Source organism: Bosea sp. PAMC 26642 (genome assembly GCF_001562255.1).
In the GTDB taxonomy this organism is placed as follows: Bacteria; Pseudomonadota; Alphaproteobacteria; order Rhizobiales; family Beijerinckiaceae; genus Allobosea.
Genome location: NZ_CP014301.1, coordinates 112,399 through 132,764, shown reverse-complemented (window position 1 = coordinate 132,764; position 20,366 = coordinate 112,399). Strand labels below are relative to the sequence as shown.

Genomic DNA, 20,366 nt, shown 5'->3' with positions numbered 1-20,366 from the left:
AGGATGGCGGGCCTTGCGGCCCGCCATTTTTGTATGCCACTGCCGCCTGGCGGTGATGGCCCCAACCTCTGATCGAAGCCGGTAATCGGGACGTTGTCACACATCGTCACATCTCGTGACGGGCGCGGGGGAACAGAGTCACGCGCTGTCGGTTGTGCTTCCAGGCCGCTTCGGTGGCTGAGTTGGAAAGGAAACTGACCATGATCAAGACAATCGTTCTCATCACGGCGCTCGCTGCCGTTCCCGCGACAGCCTTCGCCCAGAACCAGCAGGGTGCAACCGGCGGAGCTGCTGCCGGCGCGACATCCGGCGCTGTTGGCGGCGCCATCGTCGGCGGGCCTGTCGGCGCCGTCGTGGGTGGTGTCGGTGGCGCCGTCGTTGGTGCCATCATCGGCGACCAGACCCCGCGCTTCCGGACCTATGTCGTCGAGCAGCGCCGGCCATCCTATACCTACGCCGAGCCAGTCGCGGTCGGCACCGTGCTGCCGAACGACGGCGTGACCTATTACGAGGTGCCGCGCGAATACGGTCCGAGCGCCAGCGAGTACCGCTATACGGTCATCAACAACCGCCCGGTGATCGTCGAGCCGCAGAGCCGCCGCGTCGTACAGATCATCGAGTGATCCAGTCCGACGAAGACACGCCATCGCCACGATGACCGTAACTCAGATCATAGCCCGCCCCGGCAACGGGGCGGGTTTTGCGTCTTCAGCGCGTCCCGAACATGCGGTCGCCGGCATCGCCGAGGCCGGGCACGATATAGCCATGGTCGTTCAGGCATTCGTCGATGGCCGCCGTCCAGATATGGACGTCGGGATGGGCGGCGCGTAGCCGCGCGATCCCTTCCGGCGCCGCCAGCAGGCAGACGAAGCGCAAATCCTTGGCGCCGCGCTCCTTCAGACGGTCGATCGCCGCCACGGCGGAATTGGCCGTCGCCAGCATTGGGTCCATCACCACGATCATGCGCTCGGCGACATCGGATGGCGCCTTGAAGTAGTATTCGACCGCCTGCAGCGTGTCTGGGTCGCGATACAAGCCGATATGGGCGACGCGGGCGGCCGGAACCAGTTCGAGCATGCCGTCGAGGAAACCGACGCCGGCCCGCAGGATCGGCGCGAAGACCATTTTCTTGCCGGCGATGATCGGTTGCATGGTCTTCGTCAGCGGCGTCTCGATCTCGATCATCTCGATCGGCAGGTCGCGCGTGACCTCGTAGCAGAGCAGCATGCCGATCTCGTTGAGGAGCTGGCGGAAGCTCTTGGTCGAGCGGTCCTTCTCACGCATCAACGTCAGCTTGTGCCGCACCAGCGGGTGATCGACGACGGTGACGCCGTCCGAATGCGTGCTCATGCGACCAAGACCCTTTTCTGTTGCCATGGCGGATCACGCCTCAAGCATATCCGCCGTCATCCCGGACGGAGCGAAGCGCAGATCCGGGATCCATCGTAAGGCATGATCGCGCCCTATGATGGATCCCGGATCGGCGCCGCTGACGCGGCTTGTCCGGGATGACGGGGTGGATCCGAGCGAGCCCACCAAATTTCAGAATACCGTGCCGTCGCTGACGATGGTCAAGGGCGGACCGCCATCCGCGCGCTTCTCGCGGGCGATCCGGCGCCCGGCGGCCCAGGTGCCGCCCTCCAGAACCTTGGCGAGCGGCAGTTCCTCACGCGTGCGGCCCAGCCGCTTGCGGATGATCGCGCCGATCTCGTCGAGCAGGGCGACCGTCAGCGCCCGCCATTCCACCACGAGCGGAGAACCGACCTCATGAGAACGAGCGGCGGCGCTTTCGTCCTTGAGCGCGAGCACGCCGATGTCGAGGAACAGCCCGCCATTGCGGTATTCGGGCAGGCCGGTCAGGTCGTCGATGTCGATGACCGAAATGCCGGCCCATTGCAGCGGTTCGATCAGCGAATAGGAGAGCCATTGCGAGAGCTTGTGGAAAGGTACGAGACCCGCGGTGGATTCGCCCGGTGCGATCAGCGGGTGACGCCAGGTGTCGCCGAGCGCGACGCCCGCGAGCGTCAATCGCGACGGCCAGATGCCGCCGAAGGTGGCCAGCACCTCGCTGAGGATATGGCCGGCCCGGATCGTGCCCGTCTCGGCAACGGAGCGGAAGCGGTCAAACAGGTCGCCCGGACGCGCCAGACCATGGCGCTCGAGTTCCTCGCCGAGCCGGTTCAGCAGCGCCGCGCGGCCCTCGACCGCGAGCAGCGTGTTGCCGGGCCCGACCTGGAAGCCTTCCGCCAGCGCGTCCGCATCGAGGCGCTTGAGAGCGGCCGCATCGGCGCGCAGGTGCTGCTGCGGATCGCTCGAGAACAGTCCGGCCGCGAACATGTCGAGCGAGGCCAGGGCCAGACCCTCCGAACGTCCGATCGACTGGCCGCTGACGGCGTCGCGATAGACCCAGTCCGGTCCCGCGCCGGCATCGAGCAGGACGCTGACCACCGCCAGATCATAGGCGGCGCGGCCGCGCGCATCGGCGTCGGTGAAGCCCGCGCCGCGGTCGAGCACGCTCCAGCGGTCGATGCCGGCGACGTTGAAATGGCGCCAGCGGGCGTGAAAGGGGATGTCGAGTGTCGGGTAGTTAGTGCGGATCACGTCGAGCACATAGTCGGCGCAGGTCTCCAACCGTGCCGGATCGACGGTGAAATGGAGGAGCCGGCCCGCGAGGCCGAGCGCCAGCATCTCCTGGGCGCGGGCGCGGATCGCCGCAGGCTTGAGCAGCAGGCGCAGCGCCTCGGGGTCACGTTCGGGCATCATGCAGCTTCAAAACTTGTCGAGGTCGCGACCCACCGTCGCCTTCAATGCGTTGTCGCCGGGCACGCCGTCGGGCGCATAGTAACCCGCCGCCTTCTTGGCTTCCATCTCGACGGAGGCATCGGGCGGGATCAACTCGGGCGGAATCGCGACGCGTTCGCCGATCTCGATGCCGCTTTCGACCATGGCGTCGTATTTCATGTTCGACATCGACATCAGCCTGTCGATCCTGGTGATACCGAGCCAGTGCAGCACGTCGGGCATCAATTGCTGGAAGCGGGCGTCCTGGACGCCCGCGACGCATTCGGTGCGCTCGAAATAGGTCGCGGCCGAATCGCCGCCCTCCTGGCGCTTGCGGGCGTTGTAAACGAGGAACTTCGTCACCTCGCCAAGCGCCCGGCCCTCCTTGCGGTTGTAGACGATCAGGCCGACGCCGCCGCCCTGCGCCTCCTTCACCGCCTCCTCGATGCCGTGCACGAGGTAGGGCCGGCAAGTGCAGATGTCGGAGCCGAACACGTCGGAGCCGTTGCATTCGTCATGAACGCGGCAGGCGACGCGGCTTTTGCCATCCGACAGCGCCAAAACCTCGCCGATGACATAGGCCGTGATCGAGCCGATCGGCGGCAGGAAGACGCGCAGGTCAGGCCGCGTCACCAGTTCAGGATACATGCCGCCGGTCTGCTCGAAGAGCGTGCGGCGCAGTTCCTGCTCGCTCGTGCCGAAGCGCTCGGCGATGCCCGGCAGATGCCAGACCGGGTCGATCGCGACCTTGGTGACACTGACATCGCCGGATTTGTGCAGGATGTGGTCGTCGGGCGCCAGCCTGTGGGCCGCCATGGCGGCGAGGATCTCGGGCAGGTTGAGCCTTGCCTTGGTGACCGCGATGGTCGGGCGGATATCGATGCCCTCGCCGATCAGCTGCCCGAAATCCTGCGCCACGCGATGGCCGAACGGGTCCATCGAGACGATGCGCCCGGGAGCGAACCATTGCGACTGCGGCGCGATCTCGGCCGTCGGGTGGGTGTTGTGCAGATCGGGGCGCTGCGAGGGGTTCATCGCGCGGGCCGAGATCGCGAGCGCGCGATAGATCGAATAGGAGCCGCCATGGGCGCCGATGACGTTGCGGTCGCCGGGGCTGGTGGTCGAGGCGATGACCGGACCGCGCTCCGCCGCGCTGCCTGCGCCCCAGCGGATCGGGAAGCGCATCGCGGCATTGCCGGGCTCGGGATGCGAGGTCAGGCGGATATGCGTGGTGCGGTTTTGCGAATTCATCGCGGGTTTCGCTCTGCCAACAGGAAAGGCCCCCGGGACGGAAATCGTCCGGGGGCCTCTGGACCTGCGAAAATGTGGCTCAATCAGCGGCTTGCGTCAATCTCGCGCGCGCCGAAGGCTTTGCGGTCCTCAGAAAACGGCGAGGTAGCGCAGCAGCGAGATGATGCCGATCACGATGACGATGATCTGGACGACGTTCTTGATCTGGCTGTCGAGCGGCAGCATCCGCACCAGATAGAGGATCAGACCGATCACCAGGACGGTAATAAGAAGCGAAATCAGCAATGACATAATGGATTCCTTTGTCTCGGCCGGAAGCCGGCCCCCCGGCGCATCCACACAGCGAACCGCTCGCAGCATGTCGGCACCGCTGACAGAACGTCGCAGGGGCAGGATAGGTTCCGGCTCGGCGAAAAGCGAGACGGAATCACGAGACAGGTTCAGCCGGCGATGCGGCCGAAATCGGCGACGGCGCGGGTCGCCTCGCGCAACTGGTTCAGGAGTTTCAGCCGGTTGGCGCGCAGGGCTGCGTCGGCATCATTGACCGTGACCTTGTCGAAGAAGGCATCGACCGCCGGGCGAAGCTCGGCCAGTGCCGCCATCGCGCCCTCATAGTCTTCTGCCGCGACGGCGGCTGCGGCCACGGGCGCGACCTTGTGCAGGCCGACGGCGAGCGCCTTTTCCTCAATCAGCCCGGCCTGCTCGATCAACGGATAGTCGACGGCGCCGGCAAAGGCGCCCTCGCCGTCCTTCTTCTCCTCGGCCTTGAGGATGTTGGCGGCGCGCTTGTAGCCGGCGAGCAGGCTCTTGCCATCCTCCGTTTCGAGGAAGCGCCCGAGCGCCGCGACGCGGCGGGTGATCAGGAGGAGGTCGTCGGCGGCCTCCCCTTCTCCCCTTGCGGGAGAAGGTGGCTGCGCAGCAGACGGATGAGGGGTGGTCGTGCCCTCTCCGGAGATGTGGTGCGACCCCTCATCCGCCCTTCGGGCACCTTCTCCCGCAAGGGGAGAAGGGGAGCCCGCGCTTGCGCCCGCTAGGACGGCATCGACGAGATCATGCCGCGCGCCCGAGTCACGGAGGAGGACTTTCAGGCGGTCGTGGAAGAAGGAGAGGAGGTCAGCAGTAGTGCGAGGAGCGAGTCCAGCTACTTGGTCGAACGCCCAATCAGCGGAGGGCATTCTTTCCATCGCATCGAAAGCCAAAGCGATTGCATTGCGAACTGACATCCCGGCGTCCTTCAAATCTAGGACGCTACTCACCTGCTCGCGCTGGGAACGTGTCACATTCCACGTTACGACGGCACGGAGGTGGTCAAGAAATACACCCGAAAGAGCTAACCGCACCCCATTCTCAACCACCAGCCGAATAACCCCCAGCGCCGCCCGCCGTAGCGCATAGGGATCCTTGCTCCCGGTCGGCTTCTCGTCGATGGCCCAGAAGCCGACCAGCGTGTCGAGCTTGTCGGCGAGCGCGACCGCCACGGAAACCGGGTCGGTCGGCACGCGGTCGGAGGGGCCGAGCGGCTTGTAGTGTTCCTCGATCGCGGCGCAGACCGACGGGTGCTCGCCCTGAAGTTCCGCGTATTTGCGGCCCATCAGGCCTTGCAACTCGGGGAATTCGCCGACCATCTCGGTCGGCAGATCGGCCTTGGCGAGTTTTGCCGCGCGCTCGGCGAGGTCTGGATCGGCCCCGACAATGGGGGCAAGCTCACGCGCCAGCGCCGCGATGCGCTGAACGCGCTCGCCTTGCGTGCCGAGCTTGGCGTGGAAGACGACGCCGAGCTTGTCGAGCTTTGCCATGCGCTGGTCGAGCGGCTTTGCCAGATCGAGCCCGAGCTTCTCGGCGCTCGCCTTCAGCGTATCCAGATCGGGCAGCGAGGCCTTGTCGGTCGCGAAGAAATAGGCCGCGTCGGAGAGCCGGGCGCGCACGACGCGCTCATTGCCGGCGGTGATGGCGCCGCCGCCATCGCTGGCGAGGAGGTTGGAGGTCAGCAGGAACCTATTGGCGAGAGAAGCGCCGCCCTGCCCTTCTCCCCTTGCGGGAGAAGGTGTCTGCGCAGCAGACGGATGAGGGGTCGCGCTGCCGTTTCCGGAGAGTAGGTGCGACCCCTCATCCGTCACGGCGCTGCGCGCCGCGCCACCTTCCCCCGCAAGGGGGGAAGGGAAAGGGTCGCTCAGCACGAAGCATTTCTGGTTCGCCCGGATCGTCGCCCGGATCGCCTCGCCGGGGATGTCGAGGAAGCGCTCCTCGAAGGAGCCCATCAGAACGACCGGCCATTCGACCAGCCCCGCGACCTCCTCCAGAAGACCCTCGTCCTCGACCAGTTCGAGCCCCTGCGCGAAGGCGAGTGTCTTCGCGTCCGCGAGGATGATCTCCTTGCGGCGGTCGGCATCGAGCACGACCCTGGCCTTCTCCAGCGACGCCACATAGTCGTCGAAGCGCCTGACCGTGATCGCCTGGGGCGCGTGGAAGCGGTGGCCATAGGTAACGTTGCCCGAGACGATTCCGTCGACCTCGAAAGATACGATTTCGGGCTCCTCGGTCTCGGCGCCGAAGGTGCAGAGAATCGAATGCAGCGGCCGCACCCAGCGCAGGCTGGCGCCGGCGGCCGATGCCTTGCCCCAGCGCATCGATTTCGGCCAGGGGAAGGCGCGGATGATCGCGGGTACGATCTCGGCGATGGCCGCGACCGTTTCCTGCCCCGGCTTCTCGATGACGGCGATGTAGCTGTCGCCCTTCTTCGGATCGCTGACGATCGTCGCCTTATCGAGCGAGGCCAGGCCCGCCGCCTTCAGGAAACCCTGCACGGCCGCATCGGGCGCGCCGACGCGCGGGCCCTTGCGCTCCTCGCGGACATCGCGCCCCCGCACCGGCAGCCCGGCGACATGGAGCGCCAGCCGGCGCGGTGTGGCGAAGGCTTTTGCGCCCTCGTAGACGAGGCCACGCTCGACCAGCGCATCGGTGACGAGCTTCTTCAGATCGTCGGCCGCCTTACGCTGCATGCGGGCGGGGATCTCTTCGGAGAAGAGTTCGAGAAGGAGATCAGGCATCAGTTCGCTCCCCCGCCCGCCGTCTTCAGCCAGGCGGCCCCGCACGCCTTCGCCAGTTCGCGCACGCGCAGGATGTAGCTCTGGCGTTCGGTGACCGAGATCACGCCGCGGGCGTCGAGCAGGTTGAACATGTGGCTCGCCTTGATGCACTGGTCGTAGGCCGGCAGCGCGAGCTTGTGTCTGGGATCGTTGGCGCCCTCGCCCGCTTCGCCCGCCGCGAGCAGCGCCTTGCACTCGCCCTCGGCGTCGGCGAAGTGACGGAACAGCATCTCGGTATTGGCGTATTCGAAGTTATGCCGCGAGAATTCTTGCTCAGCCTGCAGGAAGACGTCGCCATAGGCGATGCGGTCTTCGCCATCGAGACCGTTGAAGTTGAGGTCGTAGACGTTCTCGACGCCCTGCACATACATCGCCAGTCGCTCGAGGCCGTAGGTCAATTCGCCCGCGACCGGCGCGCATTCGACACCGGCGACCTGCTGGAAATAGGTGAACTGGCTGACCTCCATGCCGTCGCACCAGCATTCCCAGCCGAGACCCCAGGCTCCCAGCGTCGGGCTCTCCCAATCGTCCTCGACGAAGCGGACATCGTGCAAAGCGAGATCGACGCCGATCGCCTGGAGAGAGTCGAGATAGAGTTGCTGCAGGTCCGGCGGCGAGGGCTTCAGGATGACCTGGAACTGGTAGTAATGCTGCAGCCGGTTGGGGTTCTCGCCATAGCGACCGTCCTTGGGTCGGCGCGAAGGCTGGACATAGGCCGCCTTCCAGGGCTTCGGCCCAAGCGCGCGCAGGGTGGTCGCCGGATGGAAGGTGCCGGCGCCGACCTCCATGTCGTAAGGCTGCAGCACGACACAGCCGCGCTCGGCCCAGAAGCGCTGCAGGGTCAGCAGCAGGGCCTGGAAGGAGCGGGTCGGGTCCATCGAGGGTGATGGCGCGGCGGCGATTTGCGTTGCGATAGCGGCCAAGGGAACGGGCCTTCCAGACTGTCTCGGATGACGGCGTGCTTATGGGCTGCCACGCGCCGAGGTCAAGCATCGCGCGCTGAGCGCTCCGTCGCAAAGGGAACCTGGACGATCGATTCTTGTTGATCTGGCGATTTGTCGGTCGAGGGGAAGCCATGCCACCACGTTTCTCGTCACGAACGCAGCCGGTGCGCATTGTGGGGTATGCCGCCGAGATGCCCGAATGCGGCCCTGATGTGGCCGCGTCATGAAGGCCACCTGAACGGCACGGTCTCGATCGGTTCAGGTTCGGGTCGCTAGGTTTCAGACAGTCTTCGGCGATCGGGCCTGTGGCACACGCCGCCGATGTCACACTCAGGAAGGATCGGGTTCATGTTCCGCAAACTGGTTCTTGGTTTCGCCACCGCCGCCACTCTAGCAGGCGCATCGCTTCTTGCCGCCCCCGCCACTGCCGCCCCTGTTGGAGCGGGCAAGATGCAAGAGACTGCCGCATCCGGTGACCTACTGCAGCAGGCGCAGTATTATTACGGCCCAAGGCGCTACTACGGTCCGAGACGCTATTACGGGCCGCCGCGCTTTTATGGTCCGCGACCCTATTACGGCCCCCGGCGCTATTATGGGCCGCCGCGCTTTTACGGACCGCCGGTCTACGGTCCGCGCTATTTCTACTGAGATCGGGGCGGCAAGTCGCCGAGATCGGCGAATGTCGCCTGACCGCGATGGATGGCCTCGCTCTCCGGGGTGAAGCGGCCATCCTGGTGATGAAGAACGAAAGCCGGCAGCAAGACTGCCGGCTTTTTGCTGCCGCGTGACGCCGCGACCAGGACACGGATCGCCGGACGGTCGGCGGTCGGTTGGATCGGCCGGATTTCGACCGCACCAAATCCCTTGGCGAGTCCGGCCAGGATTTCTGCCAGCGCCTCTGCCCGATGGATGATGCAGATGCGGCCGTCAGGCTTCAGCAGGCGGCGCGCCGCCTTCAGCCAGCCTTCCAGAGTGCCGTCGGCGACGTGGGCCGCGCGGCGGTTGGGCACGGGAGACGGCCGCGTCGTCCGGGCTGCGAAGAAGGGCGGGTTCATCGCGATGCAGGCGAACTGTCCCGTGCAAAGGCCGGCCGTGGTCAACGCGGCGCTCGAACCCTCGATATCGGCGCCGAAGACTGCGACGCGTTCCGTGCACCCGTTGGCGGCAATGTTCGCCTGCGCCAGCGCGACCAGATCGGGATCGCGCTCGACCAGGACGACCCTAAGGGCAGGCTGCGCCAGCGCCACAGCGAGTCCAACGGTTCCGACACCGGCGCCCATATCAAGCAACGGCCCCTCGCCCAGCGCGGGGATCGCAGCAGCGAGCAGGATCGCGTCGCTTCCGGCGCGGTGACCCTTCCTAGGCTGGCGCAGCAGCAGGCGTCCGTCGAGGAGCCTGTCCTCGACGATCTCGCCGAGCGCCGATTCGGCTGTCGCCTCAACCATCGCGCAGTTCGGGGCCGAAGCCGGCCTCCACCAGCAGGGCGCGCGCCCGCATCCGGTCGGCCTCGCGCACCAGCAGCCGGCGGGGAAAGGCACCGATCATACCTTCCAGCGCGCTGATGTGCTGGTCGGCGATCAGGCAGTCCAGATTGGCCGAGGCCAGAAGCGCCTCGATGGCGCCGAGCAGGACGATGTCGTTGGTGCGGACGAGTTCGTGCATGAGCGTCATGGAGACGCAGGCCGGGCCGTGGCGCAAGCCCGAAAGCAGCCTGGGCGCGCGGGGTGCGGCGTCAGGCGTCGTTTGCAGGGGCTGGTCACCCATGCGACGGTTGTGGCAAGGCAATCCCGCGCCGGCGAGGCGCAAAACCGGCCGGAGCTTAGAGCGTGGGCGTCGTCGTACCCTTTGAAGACAAGGACCCGGGTCAAGCGACCATCGACAATCTCGTCGCCCTGACGCGCGGCGACATGGAGCGCGTCAATGCGATGATCCTGTCGCGCACCGGCTCCGACGTGACCATGATCCCGGAGGTCGCCAACCATCTGATCTCGTCAGGCGGCAAGCGGCTGCGGCCGATGCTGACGCTGGCGACGGCGGCGCTGTCGGGCTATGGCGGCGCGGGGCACGTCAAGCTCGCGGCCTCGGTCGAGTTCATGCACACCGCGACGCTGCTGCATGACGATGTCGTCGACCAGAGCGACATGCGCCGCGGCAAGCTCGCCGCCCGGATGCTCTGGGGCAACGAGGCGAGCGTGCTGGTCGGCGATTTCCTCCTTGGCCAGGCCTTCAAGATGATGGTCGAAGTCGGCTCGCTCAGGGCCCTCGACATCCTCTCTACGGCTGCGGCCGTGATCGCCGAGGGCGAAGTGATGCAGCTCGCAGTCGCCAAGAACACCGAGACGACCGAGGACGAATATCTCGCGGTGATTCGCGGCAAGACGGCGGAGCTGTTCGCGGCGGCCTGCGAGGTCGGCCCGGTGATCGCCGAGGCGCCGAAGGCTGCGGCCGCCGCCTGCCGCAGCTACGGCCTCAATCTCGGCATCGCCTTCCAGCTGATCGACGACGCGCTGGACTATGGCGGCGTCGCGGCCAGGCTCGGCAAGAACACCGGCGACGATTTTCGCGAGGGCAAGATCACGCTGCCGGTCGTGCTTTCGTTCCGGCGCGGCTCCGAATCCGAGCGCGCCTTCTGGCAGCGCACCTTGCAGGACGGCACGATCGGGGACGGCGATCTGGAGGAGGCGCAGAGCATCATGCGCCGCCATCGCGCGCTCGACGACACGATCGAGCGGGCCGAGCATTACGCCAAGATGGCCAAGGACGCGCTCGGCCTGTTCCCCACCTCGCCGATGAAGCAGGCGCTGAACGAGGCGGTCGATTTCTGCGTGGCAAGGGCGCATTGAGTCGGCCAATATCGACGGCAGCCATGCTTACTGCCTTCTACACGGAGAAGAGCTTCGATGGCCGACAGCGAGAAATTCAGCGCTTCCGTCTGCTCGCAAGCACCAACGGAATTGCAGAGACTATGGGATGAAGGCATCGCCAGCGGCGAGCCGGTGCGGGCGGAAGATGCCTTCGCGAGGATCAAGACAAAGATCGATCAAGCGGCTCGCAATCCCGCCAGACTGACCAATAGCCAGGTCGGCAAGCATCTCGAAAGGTAAAGGCCAACGAGGCTGGCATGTGCAGCCAGCCCTCAATCACCGCAGCACCGTCGCCTTCACCCACCAGCCGGGCTCGTCCCGCGCCAGCGTCTTCGCCGCCGCTGCACTCGTCCGGCAATCGTCGAACAGCGCCAGACAGGTCGCACCCGAGCCCGACATGCGGGCGAGCCGGCAGCCCGGGAGTTCCGCGAGCCGATGCAGAAGCGGTTCGAGAACCGGCGCGACACGCGTGGCCGGCGCTTGGAGGTCGTTGGTGCAGGAGCGGAGCGCCGCAATCAGACCGTCCCGATCCATGACATGGGCGGCCCAGTCCGTCGGCGCGTGATCGCGCGCACTCCCGAGCGGGAGGGCCAATTCGCGAAAGACGGCCATCGTCGCGACCGGGACGCCGGGATTGACCAGCACGGCAAAGAGCGGCGGCAGGCGCAAGGGCGGCCCCAGCTGCTCTCCGATGCCGGACATGATTCGTGCCCGCGATTCGAGGCAGACCGGCACGTCGGCGCCGACCTTCAGCGCAACGCGCTGCAAGACGGAATCGGCCAGGGACAACCCGTTCAGCCGCGCCAGCAGCCGCAATGCGCCGGCCGCATCGGCAGAGCCGCCGCCGATTCCGGAGGCCACCGGCAGGCGCTTGACGAGATGGAAACGGCCCCACTGGAGCGGGCCTAACTCGTCGGCGAGCGCGCGGGCGGCGCGCAGGACGAGATTGCCCTCGTCGCTTTCAAGCCCCTGCCCTTTCGGGCCGCCGATTGTCAGGCCAAGCTCCGGGCCGGGTTCGAGCGTCAGCGTGTCGCCGGTTCCGGCGAAGACGACGAGGCTTTCGAGATCATGGTAGCCGTCGGCGCGACGGCCGCGCACCGCCAGGGTCAAATTGACCTTGGCGCGGGCGCGGGTGGTCAGCGAAGCGGTCACGCGAAGTCCCGAACATTCAGCAGCGACAGCGTGTCAGCCGCCATCCTTCTTCGGCTCCGCCGCGTTGGCTGACGGGGGCTCGTCCAGCCCGCGCTCGATCTTGCGCAGGATCCTGGCGAGGTCCTCCGGCTCGGGATTGAGGTCGCGGGCGGCGTTCCACTGGAAGGTCGCCTCCAGCCGGCGGCCGACGCGCCAGTAGACATCGCCGAGATGGTCGTTGATCACCGGGTCGGAGGGGCGCAGCTCCATGGCGCGTTCAAGTTCGCGCGCGGCCTCCTCGTAGCGGCCGAGCCGGTAATAGGCCCAGCCTAGCGAATCGGTGATGTAGCCGTCGCGCGGCCGCAGTTCGACGGCACGACGCAGCATGGACAGCGCCTCGTCGAGCTTGAGATGCTGATCGACCAGCGAATAGCCGAGATAGTTCAGCACCAGCGCCCGCTCGCGGCCGAGCGGCTCGGGCATCAGTTCAAGCGCCTTGCGCAGGTCGGCCTCGCCTTCCGGCCAGCGCTTGGTGCGTTCGCGCGCGATGCCGCGGAAGTAGAACAGATCCCAGTTCGAACGCCCCGGCGAGGCGAGCTTGGAGATCGCCTTGTCGTAGGTCTCGCCGGCCTCCTCGAAACGCTTGCGCGAACGGTAGATGTTGCCCAGCGCCGAGAGGGCGTCGATGTCGTCGGGGCGGAGCGCGATCAGCTTTTCGAGATGCTTCACGGCCTCGTTGGATTTGCCCAGCGTCTCCAGCGCGAGCCCGGACTGGATCTCGGCATTGGGCAGCAGCGGGGAGCCTTCCGGCATCTTCTCGTAAACGGCGACCGCATCCTCGAACTGGCGAGCGCGTTCGAGGATATCGCCGAGCGTCAGGATGGCGAGGTCATGGGCGGGGTCGAGATAGATCGCGAGCCGCAGATAAAGCAGGGCCGCAGCCTCGTCCCCCTGGCGGTTTCCGGCGCTGGCGAGGCCATAGAGCACCTCGGCCGCGCCCTGCTGCGCCGTGCCGACCTGGCGCGGCAGCGCTTCCTTCGTGGCGAGGCGAGCGAGCCCGTCGCGGACGATGGGGTGGTTGGGCAGCAGCCGGTCGAATTCGCTATAGGTCGCGGCGGCGGCCTCGAAATCGCCGTTGCGTGCCTGGAAGCGGGCCCAGAGATCGACCAGGCGCAGCGTCGTCTTCTCGGCGTCGTAGGCACTCTTGAGCCGCTTCTCGGCATCGGCCTTGCGGCCGGCGGCATCAAGTATCAGGCCGGCATGGTAATCGCGGAAGAGATTGTAGGACGCCTCGCCCTTCAGCCGCTCCAGTGTCTCGATGGCACTCTTGGTCTGGCCGGCGCCGGCATAAGCCCAGGCCGAGAGCAGCGTCGCGGTGATATCGGCAGCCCGGCCGCGCCCGCCGCGCTGAAGGTGGTTGCGTGCGGTCTGGTAGGATTTCAGCTTGATCGAACGGATGCCGATCGCCAGCTGGGCCAGCCCGTTGCTGGGGTCGCGCTGGATCAGCTTTTCGGCGGCACGGAAGGCATCGTTCATCGCGCCGTCGGCGAGGAAGGCAACGAAGCCGCGCTCCAGCAAATCGTTGTTCTGCGGATCGCCCTTGATCGCTTCGCGCAGATAGACGGACGCCGCCCCGAGATCGCGGCCGGCCCCCGCCACGATCGCAGCCAGATAATTGCCTTCGAGGCTGTCGGCAGGCTCGATCTGCTCCGTGGTGCGCGTCGCAGTTTCGCCTTGCGCGGCTGCGCCGACCTGCAGGGCAAGCAGCAACGTCAAGGCGACGGCCGTGCGCGACCCACGGCTTCTGATTCCAAACCTCACGACTGCCATTCTCCTTCGGTCCGCCGCCTCGCTCGCCGCGTGGCGCGTGGTCCTTCATGCGCGACCGTGACCATTTCGCATATGCGGTCAAGATGGCCCTTTCCAGGCGGGCCGGCAAGCACCCGTCAAGCGCCGTCGGCGATGCTTGCCCTGACGCAACAGTCGCGCTCGGCATGAAGGCCCGCGCAACAAAATCTCTCGACCGCAACGGAAACTCAAGCTTTTCGAGCTATACCCCCGAGGTTCGCAGCTTTCGCGACGATTCGTTCAGGATCATTCCAGTGAAAAAGATCGTTCTCAGCGTTGCCACCGTCGTCCTGCTCGCCGGCTTTGCTGCCGGCTGCGCCAAGACAGAGAAGCCGACGCCTGCCCCGGTGGTCCGCAAGGGCTGAACTTCACCGGCAATCGACGACAAAGGGTGCGCCGAGCGATCGGCGCGCCCTTTTCTGTTTTCAGGCATTGCGCAGCCCGCAACACAGAATTCCGACGGCGCGATAGCCATGGGAACGCCGAATCGGCTTCTGCGCGATCACATGTTCGCGTAGCCCGGTCCGCCGCCACCCTCGGGCACGGTCCAGGTGATGTTCTGCGCCGGATCCTTGATGTCGCAGGTCTTGCAGTGGACGCAGTTCTGCGCGTTGATCACGAAGCGCGGCTCGGTCTTGGCCTCGGCGTCCTTGTAGACGACCTCGTAGACACCCGCCGGGCAATAGAGCCGCGCCGGCTCGCCATAAACAGGCAGGTTCTTTTCGACCGGGATCGACGGGTCGGTCAGCTTCAGATGGGCCGGCTGGTCTTCCTCGTGATTGGTCGAGGACAGGAAGACCGATGAGAGCTTGTCGAAGGATAGCTTGCCGTCGGGCCGCGGATAGACGATCGGCTTGACCTCGCTGATCGGCTTCAATGTCGCGTAGTCGGGCTTGCCATGCTTGAGCGTGCCGAAGGGCGACCAGCCGAAGAGCTGGTTCAGCCACATGTCGATGCCGCCGAGCGCGATGCCCGCGAGCGTGCCGTATTTCGACCAGAGCGGCTTGACGTTGCGGACCGGCTTCAGGTCGCGGCCGATCTCGGAGTCGCGCCAGCTGTTCTCGATCTCGACGACTTCGTCATGCGAGCGGCCGGCCTGCAGCGCGGGCACCAGCCCTTCCGCCGCCAGCATGCCCGACAGGATGGCGTTGTGGCTGCCCTTGATGCGCGGCACGTTGACGAAGCCGGCCGAGCAGCCGATCAGCGCGCCGCCCGGGAAGGTCAGCTTCGGCACCGACTGCCAGCCGCCCTCGGTGATGGCGCGCGAGCCATAGGACAGGCGCTTGCCGCCTTCGAACACGTCGCGGATCAGCGGATGGGTCTTGAAGCGCTGGAACTCGTCGAAGGGCGAGAGCGTCGGGTTCGTGTAATTCAGGTGCACGACGAAGCCGACAGAGACCAGATTGTCGTCGAAATGATAGAGGAAGGAGCCACCGCCGGTGGTGCCGTCGAGCGGCCATCCGAAGGAATGCTGGACGCGGCCCTTGTGGAACTTCTCCGGCTTGACCTGCCAGATCTCCTTCAGGCCGATGCCGTATTTCTGCGGCTCGCGGTCCTTGTCGAGACCGAATTTGCGGATGGCGATCTTCGAGAGCGAGCCGCGCACGCCCTCGCTCAGCAACGTATAGCGGCCGCGCAATTCCATGCCGCGCGTGTAGCGCTCGGAGACCTCGCCGTTCTTGGCGATGCCCATATCGCCAGTGGCGATGCCGAGCACCGCGCCATTTTCGTCGAAGAGCAGTTCGGCCGCGGCGAAGCCCGGATAGATCTCGACGCCCAGCGCCTCGGCGCGAGCGGCAAGAAATCGTGCCACGAGACCGAGCGAGCCGACGAAATTGCCGTGGTTGTTCATCAGCTTCGGCATACCGAAATTGGGCAGGCGAAGGCCGTTGGGCTCGGTCAGGAAATAGAAGATGTCCTCGCTGACTTCCGTGGTCAGCGGACGGTCTGGGTCGTCGCGCCAATCCGGCAGGAGCTTGTCGAGGCCGATCGGATCGATGACCGCGCCCGAGAGGATATGCGCTCCGACTTCGGCGCCCTTCTCGACCACGACCACCGTGATGTTTTCGTCGAGTTGTTTCAGGCGGATCGCCGCCGCCAGTCCGGCAGGGCCGGCGCCGACGATGACGACATCGTAGTCCATGCTCTCGCGGGGTTCGCGCTGCGCTTCCTCGAGATCCATTCCGCCCTCCGCCGGCCCGCTGCGGGCCCGACATCAATTAGTTTATATATGAACTACCGTAGAGCCGAGTTCAACCGCAGGCTTTGCCCAGTCTGGAAACCCTCTATCCAAGGGCACGTTCCATTTTGCAACTGCGCGCGGCTCGCGAAAACCTCCGCGGAGGTGTAGCCTGACCCTCATGATCCCGAGCACCGCGCCAGATCCCGCCGAGCTTGTCGCCTGGTATGCCGAGATGGGCGTGACCGAGGCGCTCGACGAGACGCCGCGCAATCATTTCGCCGAGGCCCCGCCTGCACCCGCCGCGAGGCAGCCCGCACTTCAGCGGCCCGCTTTACTGGAACGGGCTCTGGCACCAGCGCCGCGCGCGATGCCGGCGGCGGCGACCGCGCCCGACGATGCGGCGATCAGCGCCCGGGCGCTGGCGCAGGGGGCGAACACGCTTGACGAGCTGAAGGCGGCGCTCGGCCGCTTCGACGGCTGTGCGCTCAAGGCGACGGCCAAGAACCTCGTCTTCTCCGACGGCAATCCCGAAGGCCGCGTGATGCTGGTCGGCGAGGCGCCGGGCGCCGACGAGGACCGGTTCGGGCTGCCCTTCGTCGGGCGCTCGGGACAGTTGCTCGACCGGATGCTCGCTGCGATCGGCCTGAACCGCAAAGAGCATGTCTATATCGCCAATCTCCTGCCCTGGCGGCCGCCGGGCAACCGCACGCCGACGCCGCAGGAGGTGGCGATCTGCCTGCCCTTCATCCAGCGCCAGATCCAGCTTGCCGATCCCGATATCCTGATCTGCGTCGGGGCGCCCTCGACGCAAGGGCTGCTCGGCTTGTCGGGTATTCTGGCCTCACGCGGCAAATGGATGGAATACGACACCGGCCTGAGGCGCATCCGCGCGATGGCGACGCTGCATCCGGCCTATCTGCTGCGGCAGCCCTTGCAGAAGCGCCTGGCCTGGCGCGACATGCGCGCGCTGAAGGCTGCGCTCGAACAGGCTGCGTAACCGCCTGCGACACTGCGTCATCGCCTTCTGGCCTACGTCGAAGGACAAACCGTAGCTGCCGTGCAAGGGTCTCGACCAATAACGGTGGCGCGAACGCCGCGGGAGCCAGACGATGACCATCGACGCCTTTCTGTTGTCGCGGATCCAGTTTGCTTTCACGATCTCGTTCCACATCGTCTTCCCGGCCTTCACGATCGGGCTTTCGGCCTATATCGCGACGCTGCTGGGCATGTGGCTCAAGACCGACGATCTGAAATACCGGGTGCTGGCGCGGTTCTGGACCAAGATCTTCGCGGTTTCCTTCGCCATGGGCGTGGTCTCGGGCATCGTGCTGTCCTACCAGTTCGGCACCAACTGGAGCCGCTTCTCGAGCACGGTCGGCAACGTCATCGGTCCGCTGATCGGCTACGAGGTTCTCACCGCTTTCTTCCTGGAGGCCTCCTTCCTCGGCGTGATGCTGTTCGGGTGGAAGCGCGTGCCGCCCTGGCTGCATTTCATGTCGGCCTGCATCGTCGCCGGCGGCACGGCGCTGTCGGGCTTCTGGATCCTCTCGGCCAATAGCTGGATGCAGTATCCGACCGGCCACGAGATGCGCGACGGCATCGCCTACCCCGTCGACTGGATGAAGATCATCTTTAATCCGACCTTCCCGCTGCGCTTCATGCACATGATGACGGCGGCCTATCTCACGACCGCCTTCGTCGTGCTGGCGACGGGCGCGCGCCATCTGATGGCCGGGCACCGGACCGAATCGGCCAAGACCATGGTGCGCATGGCGATCCTGATGATCGCGATCACCGCGCCGGCGCAGGCGCTGATCGGCGACTTCCATGGCAAGGATACGGCCAAGTACCAGCCGGCGAAGCTCGCGGCGATCGAGGCGCATTGGGACTCCTCAAAGCCCGCGCCGCTCGTGCTCTTCGCCTGGCCCGACGAAGTCGCCGGCGTCAACCGTTTCGAGATCTCGATACCCGGATTGGCCAGCCTCCTGACCCATGGCAGCATGGACGCGCTGTTTCCGAGCCTGAACGATTTCGCCATACAGGACCGGCCGCCGGTCAAGATCCCGTTCTTCGCCTTCCGGATCATGGTCGGGATTGGCGTCTTGATGATCGGCTTCGGCTGGCTCGGCGCCTTTCTATGGTGGCGGGGCAAGGTCTTCGAGGAGCGGCGCTGGCTCTGGGTCGCACAATGGACCTGGCCGGCCGGCTTCGTCGCCATTCTCTCCGGCTGGTTCGTCACCGAGGTCGGTCGGCAGCCCTGGCTCGCGACGGGCGTGATCCGTTCGGTCGACGCGGTTTCGCCGGTAACCACCGCGCAGGTCGCGATCTCGCTCGCACTCTTCGTCTGCGTCTATTGCGTGGTGTTCTCCGCCGGGGTGGTGCTGATCAACCGCCTGATCGACAAGGGGCCCGACGAGATCACCAGCGAGGACCCGCCCGAGCAGCCGTCGAGCCGGCCGCTCAAGGCGGCGCAGGCGCCGGCGTCCGACCTGTTCGGCGACGGCCGCCCCGGCGACGACCGCATCCAGCCCCAGACCTGAGGAGAAGCCGCGATGGAATGGTATCTCCCCGTGATCTGGGCCGTGCTGATCGGCACCGCCGTGATGCTCTATGTCGTGCTCGACGGTTTCGACCTCGGCATCGCGATCCTCTTCCCGACGACGAAGGACGAGGGCGAGCGCGACCAGATGATGAATTCGGTCGCGCCGTTCTGGGACGGCAACGAGACCTGGCTGGTGCTCGGCGGCGGCGGGCTGTGGGTCGCGTTCCCGACCGCCTACGCCATCATCATGCCGGCTTTCTACCTGCCGGTCACCCTGATGTTGCTGGCCCTGATCTTCCGCGGGGTTGCCTTCGAATTCCGCTGGGTCGCCAAACCGAAGCATCAGATCTGGGACCTCGCCTTCTGGCTCGGCTCGACGCTCGCCGCGTTCTCGCAGGGGCTGATCCTGGGCGGGATGATCCAGGGCATCACCGTCGTCGACCGGCAGTTCGCCGGCGGGCCGTTCGACTGGTTCACGCCGTTCACGCTGATGTGCGGGGCGGGCGTCGTCGTCGGCTATGCGCTGCTGGGCGCGACCTGGCTGATCTACAAGACGGAAGGGCCGGTCGCGGAGCGGGCGCGCGGCCAGGCCAAGGCGCTGCTGATCGGCCTGCTCGCCTTCGCCGTCCTCGTCTCGCTATGGACGCCCTATGCCCATCCGCGCATCGCCGAGCGCTGGTTCTCGCTCTCCAACCTGGTCTGGCTCTGGCCGTTCCCGTTGCTGACGGCGTTCTGCGGTTGGATGGCGTGGAAGCGGCTGCACGGCAAGCACGAGTTCACGCCGTTCGCCTTCACGATCGCGATCTTCGTGCTGTGCTTCCTGGGGCTCGCGATCTCGAACTACCCCTATCTCGTACCGCCGAGCCTGACGATCTGGGACGTCGCCGCAACCCCGGCCTCGCATATCTTCGTGCTGATCGGGGTGAGCTTCCTGCTGCCGATGATCCTGTTCTACACCGCCTTCGTCTACTGGACCTTCCGCGGCAAGGTGAAGGCCGATAGCGGATATCATTGAGGTTCGGACGGTCGGTGTCGGCAACGCACGGCCTTGCCGGACCTACGGCAGATCCTCCGGCCATAACTGCGACATATGCAGGACACGCAGGATTCGAACGTGCCGGTATCTGCCCGATAGGCGGCGATGTAGGATGTGCCTGCAATCACCAGTTCGCGGGTGCCGTCGATCCGACCGGGGCGCCCGCTTTCCGGAAAATCGGCCAGAGTTTCGACACGGCTTTCGATCCGCTCATCCAGCATGACCGCCGCGCGCGCACTATCGGCCGCAACGTAGTCGAAGATCGCCTCGCGGTCCGCTAACGCATAGGCCGACCATTCGAGTTTCACGCCTCGGGCTCGGATTGTACCTTCAGCGCCGCCGCGCGGCGTTTGGCGAAATGCGCCTTGACCTCGTCATGCGGTATCCCCGGGCGAGGGTCGGCGATGGCCTCCAGCACTTTCGCGCGAAACCAGGCGTCGCGCTCTGCGGGATCGACAAGCTCGAAAGGCAGCGCACCTTCATTGGCTGTCCGCGTCAACAGGATGCGGACCGCGTCCGAAACCGTGAGGCCGACGCCTTCCAGCACCGCAGTCGCGCGTTCTTTCAGGATCGGATCGATTCGGGTCTGGACAAGGGCGGTCGCAGCCATGTGGTTCTCCAGTGAGTATCGACGATGTAATACGATTGACTGACAATGCCGACCTCGGCGCAATTGGCTGCCGCCCCCCTCGCTTGGCCAA

General features: G+C 66.0%; 21 protein-coding genes and 2 pseudogenes. 8 read left to right on the top strand and 15 right to left on the bottom strand.

Features of this window, described 5'->3' with window-relative positions:
- Positions 1–200: 200 nt before the first annotated feature.
- On the top strand, positions 201–623 hold the full coding sequence (locus AXW83_RS00635; RefSeq protein WP_066609743.1) for a DUF1236 domain-containing protein: 423 nt from the start codon (positions 201–203) through the stop codon (positions 621–623).
- Between the two features lie 85 nt (positions 624–708).
- Here AXW83_RS00635 and upp read toward each other — a convergent pair whose 3' ends face one another.
- The 8 genes and pseudogenes from upp to AXW83_RS00610 all read right to left on the bottom strand — a co-directional run bounded on the left by upp (position 709) and on the right by AXW83_RS00610 (position 7,996).
- A complete protein-coding gene (gene upp / locus AXW83_RS00630) occupies positions 709–1,350 on the bottom strand; it encodes a uracil phosphoribosyltransferase (RefSeq protein WP_066609741.1) in 642 nt (213 codons plus the stop codon).
- Positions 1,351–1,542: 192 nt separating this feature from the next.
- Positions 1,543–2,760, bottom strand: coding sequence for a URC4/urg3 family protein (locus AXW83_RS00625; RefSeq protein WP_066619579.1), 1,218 nt, complete (start codon positions 2,758–2,760; stop codon positions 1,543–1,545).
- 9 nt (positions 2,761–2,769) lie between these two features.
- Positions 2,770–4,032: a GTP cyclohydrolase II gene (locus AXW83_RS00620; protein WP_066609739.1), complete on the bottom strand. Its 1,263-nt coding sequence runs from the start codon at positions 4,030–4,032 to the stop codon at positions 2,770–2,772.
- 129 nt (positions 4,033–4,161) lie between these two features.
- On the bottom strand, positions 4,162–4,323 hold the full coding sequence (locus AXW83_RS27455; protein WP_168166037.1) for a Thivi_2564 family membrane protein: 162 nt from the start codon (positions 4,321–4,323) through the stop codon (positions 4,162–4,164).
- A 149-nt stretch (positions 4,324–4,472) separates the two neighbouring features.
- Positions 4,473–4,805, bottom strand: a complete 333-nt coding sequence (locus tag AXW83_RS28175; RefSeq protein ID WP_442855237.1) for a DALR anticodon-binding domain-containing protein — start codon at positions 4,803–4,805, stop codon at positions 4,473–4,475.
- A gap of 257 nt (positions 4,806–5,062) precedes the next feature.
- Positions 5,063–6,038, bottom strand: a pseudogene (locus AXW83_RS28170) (glycine--tRNA ligase subunit beta); the annotation flags it as partial.
- Between the two features lie 165 nt (positions 6,039–6,203).
- Positions 6,204–7,079, bottom strand: a pseudogene (locus AXW83_RS28165) (glycine--tRNA ligase subunit beta); the annotation flags it as partial.
- Complete coding sequence (locus AXW83_RS00610; protein WP_066609735.1) at positions 7,079–7,996, bottom strand: glycine--tRNA ligase subunit alpha; 918 nt, start codon at positions 7,994–7,996, stop codon at positions 7,079–7,081. The gene AXW83_RS00610 and the pseudogene AXW83_RS28165, both read right to left, overlap by 1 nt.
- A 414-nt stretch (positions 7,997–8,410) precedes the next feature.
- Here AXW83_RS00610 and AXW83_RS26325 point away from each other — a divergent pair, with 414 nt between their 5' ends.
- Positions 8,411–8,710: a hypothetical protein gene (locus AXW83_RS26325; RefSeq protein WP_082766865.1), complete on the top strand. Its 300-nt coding sequence runs from the start codon at positions 8,411–8,413 to the stop codon at positions 8,708–8,710.
- On the opposite strand, the gene AXW83_RS00605 is transcribed toward AXW83_RS26325, so the two are convergent.
- Both AXW83_RS00605 and AXW83_RS00600 read right to left on the bottom strand, forming a co-directional pair.
- Positions 8,704–9,507, bottom strand: coding sequence for a tRNA1(Val) (adenine(37)-N6)-methyltransferase (locus AXW83_RS00605; RefSeq protein ID WP_066609733.1), 804 nt, complete (start codon positions 9,505–9,507; stop codon positions 8,704–8,706). The two genes, AXW83_RS26325 and AXW83_RS00605, sit on opposite strands and share 7 nt — an antisense overlap.
- On the bottom strand, positions 9,500–9,826 hold the full coding sequence (locus AXW83_RS00600) for a putative signal transducing protein (protein ID WP_442855212.1): 327 nt from the start codon (positions 9,824–9,826) through the stop codon (positions 9,500–9,502). The genes AXW83_RS00605 and AXW83_RS00600 overlap by 8 nt, the downstream gene beginning before the upstream one ends.
- Before the next feature lie 62 nt (positions 9,827–9,888).
- On the opposite strand from AXW83_RS00600, the gene AXW83_RS00595 reads away from it, so the two are divergent.
- Together AXW83_RS00595 and AXW83_RS00590 are read left to right on the top strand one after the other, a co-directional pair.
- Positions 9,889–10,905 carry a polyprenyl synthetase family protein gene (locus AXW83_RS00595; protein ID WP_066609731.1) on the top strand — a complete coding sequence of 339 codons (1,017 nt, stop codon included), beginning with the start codon at positions 9,889–9,891 and terminating at the stop codon, positions 10,903–10,905.
- Positions 10,906–10,962: 57 nt separating this feature from the next.
- Positions 10,963–11,166, top strand: a complete 204-nt coding sequence (locus AXW83_RS00590; RefSeq protein ID WP_066609730.1) for a hypothetical protein — start codon at positions 10,963–10,965, stop codon at positions 11,164–11,166.
- 36 nt (positions 11,167–11,202) lie between these two features.
- Here AXW83_RS00590 and AXW83_RS00585 read toward each other — a convergent pair whose 3' ends face one another.
- Complete coding sequence (locus tag AXW83_RS00585; RefSeq protein WP_156639651.1) at positions 11,203–12,078, bottom strand: 4-(cytidine 5'-diphospho)-2-C-methyl-D-erythritol kinase; 876 nt, start codon at positions 12,076–12,078, stop codon at positions 11,203–11,205.
- 33 nt (positions 12,079–12,111) lie between these two features.
- Complete coding sequence (locus AXW83_RS00580) at positions 12,112–13,887, bottom strand: tetratricopeptide repeat protein (RefSeq protein ID WP_082766864.1); 1,776 nt, start codon at positions 13,885–13,887, stop codon at positions 12,112–12,114.
- 47 nt (positions 13,888–13,934) lie between these two features.
- Between AXW83_RS00580 and AXW83_RS00575 the strand changes: the two genes are divergently transcribed.
- Positions 13,935–14,270 (top strand): hypothetical protein, encoded by a 336-nt coding sequence (locus AXW83_RS00575; protein WP_066609728.1) that lies wholly within the window; start codon positions 13,935–13,937, stop codon positions 14,268–14,270.
- A gap of 137 nt (positions 14,271–14,407) precedes the next feature.
- Here AXW83_RS00575 and AXW83_RS00570 read toward each other — a convergent pair whose 3' ends face one another.
- Positions 14,408–16,087 (bottom strand): electron transfer flavoprotein-ubiquinone oxidoreductase, encoded by a 1,680-nt coding sequence (locus AXW83_RS00570; protein ID WP_236841784.1) that lies wholly within the window; start codon positions 16,085–16,087, stop codon positions 14,408–14,410.
- Positions 16,088–16,265: 178 nt separating this feature from the next.
- Between AXW83_RS00570 and AXW83_RS00565 the strand changes: the two genes are divergently transcribed.
- The 3 genes from AXW83_RS00565 to cydB all read left to right on the top strand — a co-directional run bounded on the left by AXW83_RS00565 (position 16,266) and on the right by cydB (position 19,644).
- A complete protein-coding gene (locus AXW83_RS00565) occupies positions 16,266–17,084 on the top strand; it encodes a uracil-DNA glycosylase (RefSeq protein WP_066609727.1) in 819 nt (272 codons plus the stop codon).
- Positions 17,085–17,196: 112 nt separating this feature from the next.
- Positions 17,197–18,627 carry a cytochrome ubiquinol oxidase subunit I gene (locus AXW83_RS00560; RefSeq protein ID WP_066609725.1) on the top strand — a complete coding sequence of 477 codons (1,431 nt, stop codon included), beginning with the start codon at positions 17,197–17,199 and terminating at the stop codon, positions 18,625–18,627.
- A 12-nt stretch (positions 18,628–18,639) separates the two neighbouring features.
- On the top strand, positions 18,640–19,644 hold the full coding sequence (cydB, locus tag AXW83_RS00555) for a cytochrome d ubiquinol oxidase subunit II (protein ID WP_066609723.1): 1,005 nt from the start codon (positions 18,640–18,642) through the stop codon (positions 19,642–19,644).
- On the opposite strand, the gene AXW83_RS00550 is transcribed toward cydB, so the two are convergent.
- The gene (locus tag AXW83_RS00550) at positions 19,638–19,973 is read right to left on the bottom strand and encodes a type II toxin-antitoxin system RelE/ParE family toxin (RefSeq protein ID WP_442855211.1); all 336 of its coding nucleotides are present in this window, start codon (positions 19,971–19,973) and stop codon (positions 19,638–19,640) included. The genes cydB and AXW83_RS00550 overlap by 7 nt on opposite strands.
- Positions 19,970–20,275 carry a type II toxin-antitoxin system RelB/DinJ family antitoxin gene (locus AXW83_RS00545; RefSeq protein WP_066609721.1) on the bottom strand — a complete coding sequence of 102 codons (306 nt, stop codon included), beginning with the start codon at positions 20,273–20,275 and terminating at the stop codon, positions 19,970–19,972. Before AXW83_RS00545 ends, AXW83_RS00550 begins: the two co-directional genes overlap by 4 nt.
- Positions 20,276–20,366: the final 91 nt, after the last annotated feature.

Excerpts from the sequence above, each read along its gene's own strand:
- AXW83_RS00610 (WP_066609735.1), bottom strand. The coding sequence starts at position 7,996 with ATGGACCCGACCCGCTCCTTCCAGGCCCTGCTGCTGACCCTGCAGCGC.
- AXW83_RS00575 (WP_066609728.1), top strand. The coding sequence starts at position 13,935 with ATGCGCGACCGTGACCATTTCGCATATGCGGTCAAGATGGCCCTTTCC.
- AXW83_RS00590 (WP_066609730.1), top strand. The coding sequence starts at position 10,963 with ATGGCCGACAGCGAGAAATTCAGCGCTTCCGTCTGCTCGCAAGCACCA.
- upp (WP_066609741.1), bottom strand. The coding sequence starts at position 1,350 with ATGAGCACGCATTCGGACGGCGTCACCGTCGTCGATCACCCGCTGGTG.
- AXW83_RS00600 (WP_442855212.1), bottom strand. The coding sequence starts at position 9,826 with ATGGGTGACCAGCCCCTGCAAACGACGCCTGACGCCGCACCCCGCGCG.
- cydB (WP_066609723.1), top strand. The coding sequence starts at position 18,640 with ATGGAATGGTATCTCCCCGTGATCTGGGCCGTGCTGATCGGCACCGCC.
- AXW83_RS00545 (WP_066609721.1), bottom strand. The coding sequence starts at position 20,275 with ATGGCTGCGACCGCCCTTGTCCAGACCCGAATCGATCCGATCCTGAAA.
- AXW83_RS00580 (WP_082766864.1), bottom strand. The coding sequence starts at position 13,887 with ATGGCAGTCGTGAGGTTTGGAATCAGAAGCCGTGGGTCGCGCACGGCC.
- AXW83_RS26325 (WP_082766865.1), top strand. The coding sequence starts at position 8,411 with ATGTTCCGCAAACTGGTTCTTGGTTTCGCCACCGCCGCCACTCTAGCA.
- AXW83_RS00560 (WP_066609725.1), top strand. The coding sequence starts at position 17,197 with ATGACCATCGACGCCTTTCTGTTGTCGCGGATCCAGTTTGCTTTCACG.
- AXW83_RS00565 (WP_066609727.1), top strand. The coding sequence starts at position 16,266 with ATGATCCCGAGCACCGCGCCAGATCCCGCCGAGCTTGTCGCCTGGTAT.
- AXW83_RS00620 (WP_066609739.1), bottom strand. The coding sequence starts at position 4,032 with ATGAATTCGCAAAACCGCACCACGCATATCCGCCTGACCTCGCATCCC.
- AXW83_RS00625 (WP_066619579.1), bottom strand. The coding sequence starts at position 2,760 with ATGCCCGAACGTGACCCCGAGGCGCTGCGCCTGCTGCTCAAGCCTGCG.
- AXW83_RS00570 (WP_236841784.1), bottom strand. The coding sequence starts at position 16,087 with ATGGATCTCGAGGAAGCGCAGCGCGAACCCCGCGAGAGCATGGACTAC.
- AXW83_RS00605 (WP_066609733.1), bottom strand. The coding sequence starts at position 9,507 with ATGGTTGAGGCGACAGCCGAATCGGCGCTCGGCGAGATCGTCGAGGAC.
- AXW83_RS27455 (WP_168166037.1), bottom strand. The coding sequence starts at position 4,323 with ATGTCATTGCTGATTTCGCTTCTTATTACCGTCCTGGTGATCGGTCTG.
- AXW83_RS00635 (WP_066609743.1), top strand. The coding sequence starts at position 201 with ATGATCAAGACAATCGTTCTCATCACGGCGCTCGCTGCCGTTCCCGCG.